The organism is Syntrophomonas sp. UBA1041 (genome assembly GCF_002316705.1).
Lineage (GTDB): Bacteria > Bacillota > Syntrophomonadia > Syntrophomonadales > Syntrophomonadaceae > DTU019.
Map to the genome: position 1 here is coordinate 1 of NZ_DCEA01000060.1, position 14,468 is coordinate 14,468.

Here is a 14,468-nt window from a genome sequence, read left to right on the forward strand (position 1 = left end):
ATCAAACCTGTCATTGATTTGACCAATCGTTAAGGATGTTAATTCTGCGATTACTTAAAAATATATTAAGGGAAGGCGAATGATATGGAGCAAAGAGAAAAACTTCTTACAACCCCGGCGATCATTAAGCTCGCAATCAGCTTTGCAATTGGACTTTATATATGCATGATGACCCCTCCTCCCACATTGGGACCGGCAGCAATGCGTTTCATGGGTATTTTTATAGGCGCTATGCTGGCCATGGTTTTGAGAGCCCTCCCCGAGTGGATGATATCCCTGATTGCCCTTTTATTCCTGGTAATTTTTAACGTAGGTACTTTCACCACCGTTTTCGGTCCGTTTGCAGGAACATCGATATGGCTGATTATACCCGCATTCGGGATCGCGGCTGTTATGGCCAAAACCGGTCTTCTGAAGAGAATCGCCCTATTTATTTTGAGCTTGTTCCCGGAATCTTTCCGGGGGCAGATATCAGCTTTGTTCGTATCAGGTATCGTAATTAGTCCTCTTATCCCTTCTACCCTGGCCAAGATGTCAATCTTCGCGCCCTTCACGGCTTCCATGGCCAACGAGATGGGTTATGAAAAGGGCAGCAAAGGCGCGGCCGGGCTATTTCAGGCGCAGTGGTGTTCGGCAGGTTTGCTGGGTTATGCATTTTACAGCGGTTCTTTCGCCGTCTTTATGCTGCTGGGATTAATACCCAAAGACCAACAGGCCTTTTTCAATTGGGTAAGCTGGTTTCAGACTTGTCTGCCCTGGCTGCTCACCATGATCGTGCTATCCTACATTTTCATCATGATAGCCTACAAGCCCGAAAAAGAACTTCAGCTGACCAAGGGTTATACCAAAAATGTCCTTAAAGAAATGGGCCCCATGAGTGCCAATGAAAAAATCGCCGGCATTATTTTAGCCTTGATTTTATTAGGGTGGATGACGCAGACCTGGCATAAAGTGGATGCTTCCCTGATAGCCATCGCCGGCCTTTGTCTTTATGCTGTCGCCGGGCTGTTCAAAAAAGAAGACGTTGCTACGGCGGTTCCCTGGTCGGATCTGATTTACATGCTCTTGATTTTCTCTGTAGCCGCCCTGATTGGTACGCTGAAAATCAATGTTTGGCTGCAAGGCATCCTTGATCCCATCCTTAGCCCCCTGTTTGCCAATACCTATCTGCTTATCCTGGCTATCGTTGTGGTCACCTATATATTGCGTTTCTTTATCCTATCCCAGTTCACAATCGCAATTGTGGTCTATGCCGTTTTATCAGGTCTTGCCAATGCGGCGGGCATGAACGGGCTGCTCATTGTATTGATCACTTACATCTCCGGAAACATCTTTATGTTCGATTTCCAAAACATTGTCTACGTTACGGCGCGAACCTCCTCCAGGAATATGGTCGACCAAAAAAGGACGCTGCCTTATGCCACCGCCTGGTTGTTCATCAACCTGCTCGGCTGGTGGGCAAGCGTTCCGGTCTGGAGAGCGCTTGGCCTTATGTAAGCAGTAATCCCAGCCTCCAGTCATAGCAAGAGGGGTTTCAGGTTTAAGCTGGAACCCCTCTTGTTTTATGGCCTTACAAGCCAGGGAGGTATTAAAGCGGGCTGGCGCCGGGAAGAGTGAAACGCTCAGATTGAATGAGGCCGAGGCCCCGCCCGGGGAATAAGATTGTGGCAGTTTCGCTGGAGATCCTCGAAAGGGGCTTGAGCAAGTTGACAGACATTGGCCTGTTGACGGGGGGGTGAGTGAGGGGCCTAAAGGTTTTTTCCCCCATCTTGCTGCATTATCCGGGTAAAGCCCGGCAATGTCCAATGTGTCCTGAATGTAGGATGAGTGTCCGCAATATTATACAAGTACTATCCTACCGATGGAATTTACTTGAGAGAGCTGATCAATAATATAAGGAAAACGAGTGCCAACAGCTTGATAAGCGCCCATTTGAAAGCTGCATCAATGCCTGTTTGGCAAGATCTTGTTTTAATAGATAAAAAATGTTTTTAAGAACAGAGCCGATAAAATCCTAGTGGCACAATAATTGCTAATAAAACTGATAAAGGTTGCCGAACCCCCCAAATATATTTGTGAGGAGGGATATATAGCTCTGTTTTGACTTTTTCGCAGCAACTGTAGCCCAATGGGTACAATTTAATCGTACGATTTAATTCCAGGACTTTGTAACGCCAGGTGAAGAAAACCCATATGCCTCGGGCATGTGGCAGAGGAGGAACGATATATGAGTTTACAACCTAACTTTGATCCCGGGCCAATCAAAGAAAAGATGTGGCAGGCTAAACAGAAATTTGTTGGCGACATTATTAAGAAAAAGGCCAAGTTAACACCAGACCGTATAGCGGTTGAGTGGGAAGGCCGGGAATGGACCTTCAAAGAATTGAACGAGGATGTTAACAGATTAGCCAACAGTATGGACAAGATCGGCATTAAACGCGGTCAGCGCATATCCGCCCTGTCGGGCAATCGGGTGGAATGTGCTCAGATTATGTACGCGGTAGCAAAAATCGGCGGGATTATCGGATTCTGCAACGACCGTTATACTGAATTGGAATTGCAGGAAGCCATCGAGGTTATCACACCGGAGACCATTATTGTTGCGAAGCCATATTTTGAAAAGTTTAAGAACATCCTGCCCAACATGCCTTTTGTTAAGAGGATCATTCTGTTGGATGATATGGGGGAAACCGGTTTCACTTCATTACCAACCTATGAGTACCCCAAACTCCTTGAAGAGGGAGACACCAAAGAACCCGGCATCGAACTGCACGAAGAAGACGCCTATTTTATCGTTTACACCTCGGGCACAACTGGCAGACCTAAAGGCGCAACCATTTCCCAGCGCTCGTCAGTAATGAGAGTCATGTACAATATGGCCGAATATCAACGGCTTTTGAAAGTAGACCAGGACGACAATTTTATCGCCCGGGGCGCTTTTTTCCATGTAGCTTCAGTTGACCAGATGTTTGCCACCCATTCTTTCGGTGGTAAAGTAATATTCCATGACGGCTACAGCGCCGAAAAATATGTTGATGTAATCACCAAGAACAAAATCGGTTGGCTGGCTATGGCCCCTGGCATGCTGGACCGCCTTATTAAAGAGATCAAGAAGAGAGACGCCAAAATTGTTGGCGTTAAAGCGGTAGGCTCCATGGCCGACCTGGTTCCGGTAGAAGAAATGGCAGAACTGACCACCCTTTTGAACGCACCTTATTTGAATACTTATGGTTTAACTGAAATCGGGCCTCATAATTTCTCCAACAATGTTATTCCCATTGGGGCTAAATACAACGCATTATCAAAAGCTGAAGGCCTGGCCTGCGAGGTTCGCCTTCTCGACGCCGACGGCAACGAGGTGCCGGACGGCGAAGTGGGCGAGCTGGTTATCCGCACGCCGATGATGTTCAGTGGTTACTGGGACAACCCGGTAGAAAATGAAAAGGTTTTCTATGATGGCTGGTTCCACACTGGAGACTGTTTAAGACGCAATCCTGACGGAACTCTGGATTTTGTTACCCGGGTTAAATATATGATTAAAACCGGCGGCGAAAACGTATATCCCGCGGAAATCGAACGCGCCCTTAAAATGCATCCATTAGTTAAGGAAGCGGTTGTGGTCGGCGCCAAGCATCCTAAATGGGGTGAAACCCCGATAGCCTTTGTTGCTCTTACAGAAGAAGGCAAAATCACCGGTGAGGAATTGAGAGAATTCTGCAGACAGTATCTGTCCGGATTTAAGCTTCCCAACCTGGTTGAAATTATGCCATTTGAAGATTTCCCCATCAATTCCAACGGCAAGGTTGAACTTGGCAAAATGGCGCCCTTTATCAAGGCGGCGGAAGCCAAAATCGTGTGATTTTTTTAGTTAACCGGTAATTTAGTCATATATGAAATTGACTATGACCTACTCCCGGGAATAAGCATCCGATGTCTTTCATCTAATGCCTGATGAAGCCGGCAGCAATATATATTGTATTTATGGAAGTATTGGTTTGAGCATTTATTATATATCAACTGGAATTGGATGATGACATCGGTGCTTTATACCGGGGATATGAGGCTGGAAGATTTGATGGCAACTAAGTATTAGAATTTCGGGAGGTAAATGTAATGGTTAAAGATAAGGTAGCTGTAGTTACCGGTGCCGGCAGGGGCATAGGCAGAGAAATTGCCCTGCTTCTTGGCAAATATGGAGCCAAGGTAGTTGTTAATGATCCGGGCGGAAACACTACCGGTCAAGGCGTAGACCAGATGGTCGCCGAAGAAGTCGCCCAGGAAATCAGAGCTGCAGGGGGTCAGGCAATAGCCAACTTTGAGTCTGTTGCTTCGCTGTCGGCAGCTGAAAAGATCATAGAAGACGCAGTTAAGAACTTCGGCAGAATTGATATTGTAGTTAACAATGCCGGAATTCTCCGGGACCGCATCCTCTTCAAAATGAGCGAGGAAGAATTTGACGCCGTCATAGGAGTGCATATCAAAGGCGCATGGTCAATGACCAGAGCTGCTGCGCCCCATATGAAAGAACAGAAGTCGGGCCGTTTCATCAACTTTACCTCAACCACCGGTTTAATCGGCCAGGTAGGTCAGGTTAATTACGGAACTGCTAAAGCGGGTATCGTCGGGTTAACCAAGAATACCGCCCTGGATCTGGAAAGATTCAATGTGACTGCCAATTTGATTTGTCCCTTTGCCTATACCCGGCTGGTGGGCACCATTGAGACCGATGATCCTGCCAAACAAGCCCGGGTTGAGAAGTTCAAACGCATGACTCCTGACAAGATTGCGCCGCTGGTAGTATATCTGGCCAGTGACCAGGCTCAGGAAGTGAACGCCCAGATATTTGGAGTCAGAGGCAATGAAATTACCCTGTTCTCGCAAATTCGTCCCATTCGCAATATGCACCTGGATAACGGCTGGACCCCGGAGACTATAGGCGAAATATTCGTACCCGCGGTCAAGAATAGCTTCTATCCGCTGGAGATTTCCGCTGATGTTTTCCCCTATGATCCATTGGTGTAATAATTGAGCCAGGGCAGTAAAACCATTGGAGGTTAACGATATGAACCCAAGAACAGCCATAGTTGGCGTCGGGGAGACAACTTATTCCAGTAATTCCGGCATGACGTCCACAGAGATTCTTCTCCAGGCTTCGTACCGGGCAGTACATGATGCCGGGCTAAAGATGTCGGATATTGATGGGGTCGTCTTACCCAGAATCCGGACTGAGCTTCATATTAACGAGTTTGAGTTCTATACTCATGCCAATCTGAGATTTAGAGCCATTGCAGGCATGGATGCCGGTGCCGGCGTGGTAAATGCCATTGAACTGGCCCAACTGGCTTTGCAGACCGGAAAGGCCAATTACGTCCTCCTTTATATAGGCGCCAATCAGGTGTCAGAACCCGAAAAATCCTCACCCCGGGGAATACATCAAGAAGACCTTTATAAAAGAAATTGTGAAATGCCCTTCGGGTTTTTCCCGCAGCCGGTATATTTCGGTTCAATAGCGAACCGTTACCAGAAGCTGTATGGAAACATTGAGAACCAACAGGCAGCGATAGCGGTGAACACCCGCAAACATGCGATTCTCAACGGCAATGCCCAGATGAGAAAACCTATGACCGTGGAAGATTATTTCCGCTCACCGCTGCTGGCCGAACCATTACGCCTCTTTGACTGCTGTGTAATGACCGACGGTGCAGCTGCCCTGATCTTAACCACCGAAGAGAGGGCCAGAGATCTGGCGCGTCCTGCCGCTACAGTGCTAGGTATTGCTGCGGCGGGGCTAAACCCGGCCAGCCCGTTTTTCTTTACGCAGACTCCAGACCCGCTGACGACTTCGGCGGCACAGACGGCTCCGAGCGCTTTTGCGCAGGCGGGGGTTACCCATGATGATATCGATGTTCTGGAAATCTACGATTCCTTTACCATCAATGTCATACTCCAACTTGAAGACCTGGGATTTTGCCCGAAGGGAGAAGGCGCCCGTTTTATTGGCAACGGAGAAGTCATATCCCTTGACGGGAAGCTGCCTCTCAATACCCATGGAGGATTATTATCCCAGGGTTATATGTACGGAATGGCCCACGTCATAGAGGCCGTGAAACAACTGCGAGGTGAGGCTGGATTGGCTCAGGTAAAAGACGCGGAAGTTTCTCTGGTGTCAGGTTTTGGAGGATGGTTCCAGGGTACATTGATTCTAGGGGGTAATTAAGCATGGATAAAGAGAATTTCCTTTTGCCTGACATTGAGTGGCCGGTTTTAGTTCCATTTTGGGAAGGCTGCCGTAATGAGGAATTGAAATTTCCCCGCTGTAAAAATTGCGGCGGCTGGCAGTGGTATCCAACCATCATCTGCCCTGACTGTGAAGGCGAATTTGAATGGGCCAAAGTCTCGCCCAAAGGCAAATTGTACAGCTGGACCGTGGTTCATAAGGCCTTTTTTCCTGAATTTAAAGAAAAAATACCTTTTATCGTCGCCTGTATAGAAATAGATGATGCTCCCGGTGTCCGGTTTATCGCCAACGTCGTTGACTGTGAGCCGGAAGATCTCAGTATCGGCATGGAAATGGATGTTGTTTTCGAACATGTTGACGATAAGATAAGCAAGCCTCAGTTCAAAATAAGCAAATAATTAATAGCCTGAAGGGAATATGATAATGTGCTCTTATCATATTCCCTTTGAGGCCCCGGGCTGGAGTTTTAAATCTCAGTAGAGTTGAACATGAGGGGCTTATGAATATCGTCGCATTTTGTCGAAATATATATTTAACAGCCTACAGTTGTAGTATAATTTAAACATATCTAGGAGGTAGTTGAATGAAGTCGCCGGAGGAAATATTTTCACTAGCTGGCAAGGTGGCAATGATCACAGGCAGCGGACGGGGCCTGGGACGGGAAATGGCCCTGGCCTTTGCCAGAGCCGGAGCTGACATAATAGTAGTTGACCGTAACTCGGAGCGCGACCAAAAGGCCGCATCGCAAGTAGTTGCTGAGGTTGAAGCACTTGGCCGGCAGGCCCTTTCATGTGCCTGCCACGTTGGACGCTGGGATCAGATCAATGATCTTGTCGATACTGCGTACAAGCACTTCGGCAAAGTAGACGTGCTGGTGAATAACGCTGGCATGTCCCCGCTTTATGACTCTCTGGTTAACGTAAGCGAGGAGTATTGGGACAATGTTATGGGCGTTAATTTGAAAGGACCGTTTAGACTCTGCGCATTGGTGGGAAGCCGCATGGCCGAAGGCGAAGGCGGGTCGATTATAAACATCAGCAGTGTCGCGGCAGTCAGACCCACACCCAAAGAGACTCCTTATGCCGCTGCCAAGGCCGGCCTGAACGCGCTCACCGGTGCTTTCGCCATAGCCTACGGGCCCAAAGTACGGGTCAATTCCATTATGCCGGGACCCTTTTTAACCGATATTTCCAAGGCATGGGATATGGAAGCGGTAAACAAGAAATTTGAAAATACCCTGGCCCTTCAGCGGGGCGGAAGACCGGACGAAATAATCGGAGCGGCGCTTTACTTTGCCTCCGAAGCCTCCAGCTTCACCACCGGCGCGGTTTTGCCCGTGGATGGCGGCGGATTCGGAAGATAACAGGCTATTACTGCTAGTTCAACTTAGCAAGTACATTACAGGGATGATATATGTGCGTATTCTCGAGAGGAGGATTAGAATATATGAAATCTCGTATCTGTACCGAGGATGTCGAACAAACTTTACTGACGCTGGTTGAGATAGTTTATCTGGGGATCGTAATTGTAGACAAAAAAGGACGCGTAACATTAATAAACGAAAAACTGGCTGCTTTTTTCAATGTTGATGGTGATGAAGTTATCGGCAAGCATATAACCGAATTGATGGAAAACACAACTTTACACGAGATTGCCGGAACCGGGCAAGCAGGCTTTGATGGGATTCAGGTCATCCGTGATCAGAAGATGATTGTATCTTGCGCTCCTGTAATAAACGATCAAGGGGAGTCTGTCGGCGCAATTCAGAAGATTTCTTTTCAGAGCCGGAAAGAGATCGAAGAATTGATCAGAAGGCTTAGATTGCTGGAAGGCAAGGTAGAGCATTATAAAAAAGAATTAGAAAAATCCAATAGCGGGTCATATGCTTTGGAAAATATTTTGTCCTGGAATGACAGGTTTAATGAACTCAAAGTAATTGCCCGCAGAGCTGCTCATAGCAGTGCTACTGTGCTTATCATCGGTGAAAGCGGAACCGGCAAAGAATTATTTGCCCATGCCGTTCATCATCTTAGCCAACGCAGAAATGAGCCGTTTATTAAAGTTAATTGCGCCGCAATTCCCGATAATCTTCTGGAATCAGAATTGTTCGGTTATGACTACGGGGCTTTTTCGGGGGCTAAAAAAGGCGGAAAACCCGGAAAATTTGAACTGGCAGACAAAGGCACGCTTTTTTTGGACGAGATAGGCGATATGCCGCTCTCCATGCAGGCCAAATTACTGCGCGTGTTACAAGATAAAGTAATAGAAAGAGTCGGTGGGACCGAGTCCAAAAGAGTTGATATGCGAATTATTGCCGCAACCAACAAGAATTTGCGTCAATTGATTGCGGAGGGTAAATTCAGAGAGGACCTTTATTACCGCCTGAATGTTATTACGTTGGAGATACCCCCGCTCCGGGAAAGAAAGGACGATATCCTTCCGTTAGCCAAAGCTTTTATTACTCACTTTAGTTCGGAACTGGGAATTCCGGAAAAGACATTTTCGTCGGAGGCCCTGAAGGTTATCACCGAGTATTCCTGGCCTGGAAATGTCAGACAACTGGAAAATTGCATTGAAAGAATCATGAACTTGCATGTAGGGGCTGTCATTGAACCCAATCAATTGCCTTCAGATCTTTTTACTGACGATCAAGATATTCACAGTCCTTTTGTTGAAGATGATTATCGCAACACCATTCTGGTAGAAGAGAAGAAGATCGTTGAAAAAGCTTTAATAAAGTGCAACGGGAACAAAACTAAAGCTGCTAAAATGCTAGGCATCAGCCGCTCCACATTTTATGACAAATTAAAAGGCACTGGATTGGGATAAGCCTTAAGTTTGTTGATTAATGCCGGGGCTGAATCTGAATAACATTTGCAGCAATCAAGATTCAGTCCGACACCTTAATTAAACCGGTCAAGATAGATCCGTTTTTTGAGAGCAAACCGGCGAATTAGACAACTAAAGGTAATAAGAGCGGCCGGCATCATATCATACTGAATAAAAAGTCAATAACTATGGACTGTTAGAGGTTGTATAACGTTCCATAGTTTTTGATTTTTTAGAGTATTTGGCTCGAACCAGGTTTTTAGCCGATTAATCTATGATCGTAATCATTAGGTTGCATTATTAAGGAGGATGGCTATGTCTATAAAGTGTTACGAATGCCAGTGAAAGTTGCGCCTGTGCAGGCCGGGCGGCAGCATATCCAATGTTAATACCTCGGAGTGGACCCAAAGCATGTTTTGTTATCAATGCCAGGAGGCTGCTAAAAATGCAGGCTGTACTATTCGGGGCCTATGCGGCAAGGACGATCAGATCGCCCGGCTGCAAGATTTGCTGGTTTACGCCATTAAGGGAATCGCGCAGATTGTAGTCAAGGGAAAGATCGATATTGGCAATATTCCGGAAATAAATCTTCAAGTTTTACGCAGTCTTTCCATGACTCTAACCAACGCCAATTTTGATGGTGCGGCAATTGAAAAACAGATAAAAGAAATGATGTCTTTAAGAAATAAATTAAGACAAGGGGCCGACGCGACTGCTCTCCATGACGCCGCCATATTTGAAATCAACCCCGGCGGGTCCAGGCTGTATGCCAAAGAGCACATGCTATATAAAGCTCGCCTGGTTGGTGTATTGGCCACCAAAGATGAGGATTTACGCTCCTTAAGAGAAACCATCATATATGCCGTAAAAGGGATGGCAGCTTATCTGGACCAGGCTTTACATGCTGGAAAAGAGGACTTTCAAATCTATGCCTTTATTTACGAAGCCCTGGCTGCTACGCTGGACGACTGTATTTCAAGCGACGACCTGGTTGCGCTGGCTTTAAAGAGCGGAGAATATGGCTTGAAAGCGATGGCCCTCGTGGATCAGGCATACACAGCAAAATACGGCCATCCGGAAATAACCCGGGTTAATATCGGGGTGCGAAATCATCCGGCCATATTGATATCTGGAGATGACTTGACCGATCTGGAACAATTGCTTGAGCAGACCAGGGGAACAGGTGTTGATGTCTACACCCATGGCGACATGCTGGCAGCCCATCATTATCCCGCCTTCAAAACCTGTGACAATTTGGCAGGAAACTATGGCAACTCATGGTGTACGCAGGCGGGAGAGTTTAAATCTTTTCATGGACCGATCCTGTTTAATTCTAACTGCATTATGCCTCTAAAGCAGGAAGAACTTAAAACCAGAGTATTTACAACCGGTTTTTCGGGCTTCCCGGGGTGTGCTCATATCGTGCCCGATGTCGGCGGGAAAAAGGATTTCTCCTCCTTGATCGAGCTGGCTAAAACCCTTCCCGGGCCTGAGGAGATTCAGTCCGGAAGCATAGAAGGCGGTTATGCGCGCCATCAATTGGCTGCCCTGGCCAATCGACTGGCTGATGCTATCGACTCCGGAACCATAAAGAAAGTCTTCTTTATGCCCGGTTGGGACGGCTTATTGAAGTCAAGACGATATTATACCGAATTTGCCCGTAAGCTTCCCGGGGACACGGTAATCTTAACTGCGGGGTGTGCCAAATATCGTTTTAACAAACTGGAATTAGGCAATGCTGCAGGTTTACCCAGAGTACTGGATGCGGGGCAATTGAATGATAGTTATTCATTAATGGTTTTGGCATTGAAACTCCAGGCTATCATGGGGCTGGACGATATAAATAAGCTTCCCTTTGTTTATAATATCGCCTGGTTTGAGCAAAAAACGGTCACGGTACTGTTAGCCTTATTGTACCTGGGCGTGAAAAATATTCACCTGGGTCCTACATTGCCGGCCTTTCTATCTCGAAATGTTGCCCAAATATTTGCCGAAGAGTTCGGGATTAAAGGTATTACTACGGTTGATGACGACATAGCCATGTTTATGGCTGAGTAATGGTGAGGGTCTGGCCCTGACCGTTGACTATAAAACAGCTTCTGTCAACGTCAGGGACTGACCTCCGCAAAGCTTTATGCGTCGCTGCTTTATTCTAAATCTCCCTCTTCCTGGTTGCACCCTCAGCATCACTAAGCCTCGGGTTGGCATATCGAATGTTATTAAGGTACATGGTGTTCCCTTCGAACCGGCATCCATCCGGAGCCACATGCGTTAATAACGCTTATCCCTGCTTTTATATAATAATCCCGCCTGATAACAAGAGATTCATAAAGCGACAGGGCAAGACAGGCTGCGTTTAGGCTTTCCTGCGGTACACGCTGCGGAATCAAATGCAGCCCCAAAGGGCATATTGGTGAAGTGGTTTGAAGGGAAATAACGTCCGGATATATTGACACCTGTAAAGACAGCAATACAATCGATCTCCTCCCTATAAGGCTGGATATGTGAAAAAAGGAGTATCACCTCAACGCGTCGGCATGAAACCTATAGCGGTTGAATGGGGCCCAAGATTCCCTAAATTTCGATATCGAAATGCATTCATACGGCGAAGAGCGGGCTGCAGGGCTGTGCAAGCCGGGAAAATTGCTGCAAAACAACCCCGATTATAGGTGGGGTGGCATAGTTATTGCTTAATATGTTATTGCCAGAGATATGGGTTATTAGAGGTGGAATATTTGTATTTGCCGAGGAGGAATAGCAATTGATAGATAAACGGATGACTTTAAAAGAAGCAGTCAGCAAGTATGTTTTTGACGGTTGTTCGCTCAACATAGCCAGTATATGCGCCCGCGAACCACTGGCTGTCGCCCATGAAATCATCAGGCAGGGCCGCAAGAACATGACCTATATCACCGACACCACTACTGATCCCATTGAGCTGCTGGTCGCAGCCGGATGTTTCAGCCGCATCGAAGCAGCCTATATTTGGATCGGGGTAGTCGGGCAGGGTTACAATATCCGTCGCGCAGTTGAGGAAGGGATTCCCAATCATATCGAAATGATACCTTACTCCAACTATAGCGCCGGGCTGCGCCTGATGGCCGGAGCTATGGGACTCCCGTTTTTCCCCACCAAGTCGCTCCTGGGAAGCGACATTATTAAATATAATCCGGACATAAAAGTCATAGACGACCCATACGGTACTGGTCCGATAGCCCTGGTGCCGGCCGCTACACCTGACGTTACTTTTATTCATGTGCAACGCTCCGACATGGCCGGCAACTGTCAGATATGGGGGATGTTGGGCAACGACGATTTTGCCGCCAAAGCCTCCAAAAATGTGGTCATAACTTGTGAAGAGATTGTGCCCACCAGCGAGATTCGCAAGCTCCCCAACATGACCGTGATACCGGAGTATGCTGTGTCCGCAGTGGTGGAAGTGCCATTTGGCTGCCACCCGCTGTCTGTTACCGGCTACTATTGGATGGATAATCCCTTCCGTCAGGAATTCATTAAGGCTTCCAAAAGCAGGGAAGGCGTTTTACAGTGGCTGGATGAATGGGTTTACAGTATAGACAACCATGAACAATACCTGGAAAAAGTAGGGCGTGAACGCCTGGCCAAACTCCAGGAAATGGAACAGGACAACTGCATGATACCGGAGATTATTGCTCGGACGAGGGAGGGAGTATTGTAATGAAATACGCTGAGAAATATTCAGCCTCGGAAATGATGGCGGTTGTTTGCGCCAAACAAATTCGCAATGACGATGTGGCCTTCGTAGGGGTGGGCATTCCGCTGATGGCAGGAGCAGTTGCGTCCGCAACCCATGCGCCGGATGTGATCCTGGCCTATGAAGGCGGCGGAGTTGGAGCCAAGACCCGCCGCATGCCCTGGACGATATCGGATTCCCCCACCACCGACAACGCATTGGTTGCCGGTTCCATGAACCGGATTTTCAGTGACTTGCAGCGCGGTTTTGTTACGGTAGGAATTATCGGCGGAGCGGAATGTGATAAATACGGTAATTTAAACACCACCACCATATTTGGCAAAGACGGCAGTTACGATCACCCCAAGGTCAGGCTGCCGGGGAGCGGCGGCGCCAATGATATTGCTTCTTCGGCCCCGCGCACGGTCATTGTGATGCGATTGCAGAAAGGCAAGTTTGTAGAGAAGATAGACTTTAACACCAGTCCGGGGCACTTAACCGGTTATGATTCAAGGAAAAAGGCGGGCCTCCTGGGAGGAGGGCCGGTTGCAGTTGTGACCGACCGCGGCTTGTTTAAATTTGATGAGGTAAGCAAAGAAATGTATTTGGACGCCATCTATCCAGGGGAGACGATAAAAGAGATTAAAGAACTGATCGATTGGGACTTGAAAGTATCCCCGCAGTTAACGGTATTGGAACCTCCGACAGAGGAGCAGATCAAAATAATGAATGAATTGGATCCTCTGGGTACTGTTTTGGGGACTAAGACAATGAAAGGTGATGTGGAGCCTTTCGACGATTATTATCAAGCGCTAAAGAAGGGGTACTCTGCAACCCGGTTGGTTTTGTAAATCATTAAGACGCATAGCGGAACGGTTTGGATCAGGGGGATGTTCTTTTGAATCGCGAATGAGTCGAAAGAAGCGTCCCCCTTACTCATTTGCGTCCCCAAGCAAGGTCTTTTGACGTATGGGCCGGCCTCAGCGGGAAAACCCCGAACATTTCGAAAAACCTTTCTAAGGAGATGAAAACAAGAAAAGGCCATTCGAATCCGGGGCCGGATTGACGGATTTTCAGGCGTTGGATGTAAAGGACAGCTGCACCTGTTCCTTGGTACGATAGCTTTTGGTATGTATAGCTCCCTGTTGGATAAAGGCTACTGTAGGGCCGGAACCCGGCGGGCCCTCAAAGGCCGCGTTGATCTGGGCAATGCGGATTTGTCGGGCGGCCAATTCCAGAGTAAATATGATGCCGGCCGTATTGCCGAAACAGCCGGCATGGGCGATGCCCGTCAGTTTTCCCAGGACCACGATGTCCAAACCTGCGTAAAGCTCGGCCCCTTCGTGAACATCGCCCCATACCACTATTGAACCGTCGGCATGTACAGTTTGCCCGCTGCGAATATGACGGCGCAGAAATACATCGCGCTGAACCGGCGCGGCTGCGGAGTTGTGCATGTTGTCTAAAACCATACCATGATCCAGGCACAGCTTCTGAAGTTCGATGAGGTCATTGTAGGCCAGAGTTTTTAACCCCGGCCCTTTAAAGACCACCGGTGAGCCCCAGAATAACTTGGGATTTGACTCCAGGCGCTTTTTTAAGTATTGGCAATACTGTTCATAGCCTTGATCCTTGTTAAATACCAGGATCAAGGTATTATTCAGACCCTTTATGGTAAGTGGATCCACT

At 47.6% G+C, this 14,468-nt stretch carries 11 protein-coding genes; 10 read left to right on the plus strand and 1 reads right to left on the minus strand.

What is annotated here, in order from left to right; translation table 11 throughout:
• Positions 1–168: 168 nt before the first annotated feature.
• The 10 genes from B2633_RS08500 to B2633_RS08545 all read left to right on the plus strand — a co-directional run bounded on the left by B2633_RS08500 (position 169) and on the right by B2633_RS08545 (position 13,630).
• Positions 169–1,497, plus strand: coding sequence for an SLC13 family permease (locus B2633_RS08500; RefSeq protein ID WP_483170199.1), 1,329 nt, complete (start codon positions 169–171; stop codon positions 1,495–1,497).
• 730 nt (positions 1,498–2,227) lie between these two features.
• A complete protein-coding gene (locus B2633_RS08505) occupies positions 2,228–3,859 on the plus strand; it encodes a class I adenylate-forming enzyme family protein (RefSeq protein WP_483170177.1) in 1,632 nt (543 codons plus the stop codon).
• Positions 3,860–4,113: 254 nt separating this feature from the next.
• Complete coding sequence (locus B2633_RS08510) at positions 4,114–5,022, plus strand: SDR family NAD(P)-dependent oxidoreductase (RefSeq protein WP_483170178.1); 909 nt, start codon at positions 4,114–4,116, stop codon at positions 5,020–5,022.
• A 40-nt stretch (positions 5,023–5,062) separates the two neighbouring features.
• Positions 5,063–6,217, plus strand: a complete 1,155-nt coding sequence (locus B2633_RS08515; protein WP_483170179.1) for a thiolase family protein — start codon at positions 5,063–5,065, stop codon at positions 6,215–6,217.
• Positions 6,218–6,219: 2 nt separating this feature from the next.
• Positions 6,220–6,636, plus strand: coding sequence for a Zn-ribbon domain-containing OB-fold protein (locus tag B2633_RS08520; protein WP_481037641.1), 417 nt, complete (start codon positions 6,220–6,222; stop codon positions 6,634–6,636).
• Between the two features lie 185 nt (positions 6,637–6,821).
• A complete protein-coding gene (locus tag B2633_RS08525) occupies positions 6,822–7,601 on the plus strand; it encodes an SDR family NAD(P)-dependent oxidoreductase (RefSeq protein ID WP_481037642.1) in 780 nt (259 codons plus the stop codon).
• A gap of 83 nt (positions 7,602–7,684) precedes the next feature.
• Positions 7,685–9,067, plus strand: a complete 1,383-nt coding sequence (locus tag B2633_RS08530; protein WP_481037643.1) for a sigma-54 interaction domain-containing protein — start codon at positions 7,685–7,687, stop codon at positions 9,065–9,067.
• 411 nt (positions 9,068–9,478) lie between these two features.
• Positions 9,479–11,125 (plus strand): hydroxylamine reductase, encoded by a 1,647-nt coding sequence (hcp, locus tag B2633_RS08535; protein ID WP_483170200.1) that lies wholly within the window; start codon positions 9,479–9,481, stop codon positions 11,123–11,125.
• A 703-nt stretch (positions 11,126–11,828) separates the two neighbouring features.
• Complete coding sequence (locus B2633_RS08540; RefSeq protein WP_483170181.1) at positions 11,829–12,764, plus strand: CoA transferase subunit A; 936 nt, start codon at positions 11,829–11,831, stop codon at positions 12,762–12,764.
• Positions 12,764–13,630, plus strand: coding sequence for a CoA-transferase subunit beta (locus B2633_RS08545; protein WP_483170182.1), 867 nt, complete (start codon positions 12,764–12,766; stop codon positions 13,628–13,630). The genes B2633_RS08540 and B2633_RS08545 overlap by 1 nt, the downstream gene beginning before the upstream one ends.
• A gap of 222 nt (positions 13,631–13,852) precedes the next feature.
• Here B2633_RS08545 and B2633_RS08550 read toward each other — a convergent pair whose 3' ends face one another.
• Positions 13,853–14,467: a septum site-determining protein MinC gene (locus B2633_RS08550; protein ID WP_483170184.1), complete on the minus strand. Its 615-nt coding sequence runs from the start codon at positions 14,465–14,467 to the stop codon at positions 13,853–13,855.
• Position 14,468 lies beyond the last annotated feature (1 nt).

What these genes read in the sequence shown, in the direction of transcription:
- B2633_RS08500 (WP_483170199.1), top strand. Translation starts at nt 169, where the DNA reads ATGACCCCTCCTCCCACATTGGGACCGGCAGCAATGCGTTTCATGGGT.
- B2633_RS08505 (WP_483170177.1), top strand. Translation starts at nt 2,228, where the DNA reads ATGAGTTTACAACCTAACTTTGATCCCGGGCCAATCAAAGAAAAGATG.
- B2633_RS08510 (WP_483170178.1), top strand. Translation starts at nt 4,114, where the DNA reads ATGGTTAAAGATAAGGTAGCTGTAGTTACCGGTGCCGGCAGGGGCATA.
- B2633_RS08515 (WP_483170179.1), top strand. Translation starts at nt 5,063, where the DNA reads ATGAACCCAAGAACAGCCATAGTTGGCGTCGGGGAGACAACTTATTCC.
- B2633_RS08520 (WP_481037641.1), top strand. Translation starts at nt 6,220, where the DNA reads ATGGATAAAGAGAATTTCCTTTTGCCTGACATTGAGTGGCCGGTTTTA.
- B2633_RS08525 (WP_481037642.1), top strand. Translation starts at nt 6,822, where the DNA reads ATGAAGTCGCCGGAGGAAATATTTTCACTAGCTGGCAAGGTGGCAATG.
- B2633_RS08530 (WP_481037643.1), top strand. Translation starts at nt 7,685, where the DNA reads ATGAAATCTCGTATCTGTACCGAGGATGTCGAACAAACTTTACTGACG.
- hcp (WP_483170200.1), top strand. Translation starts at nt 9,479, where the DNA reads ATGTTTTGTTATCAATGCCAGGAGGCTGCTAAAAATGCAGGCTGTACT.
- B2633_RS08545 (WP_483170182.1), top strand. Translation starts at nt 12,764, where the DNA reads ATGAAATACGCTGAGAAATATTCAGCCTCGGAAATGATGGCGGTTGTT.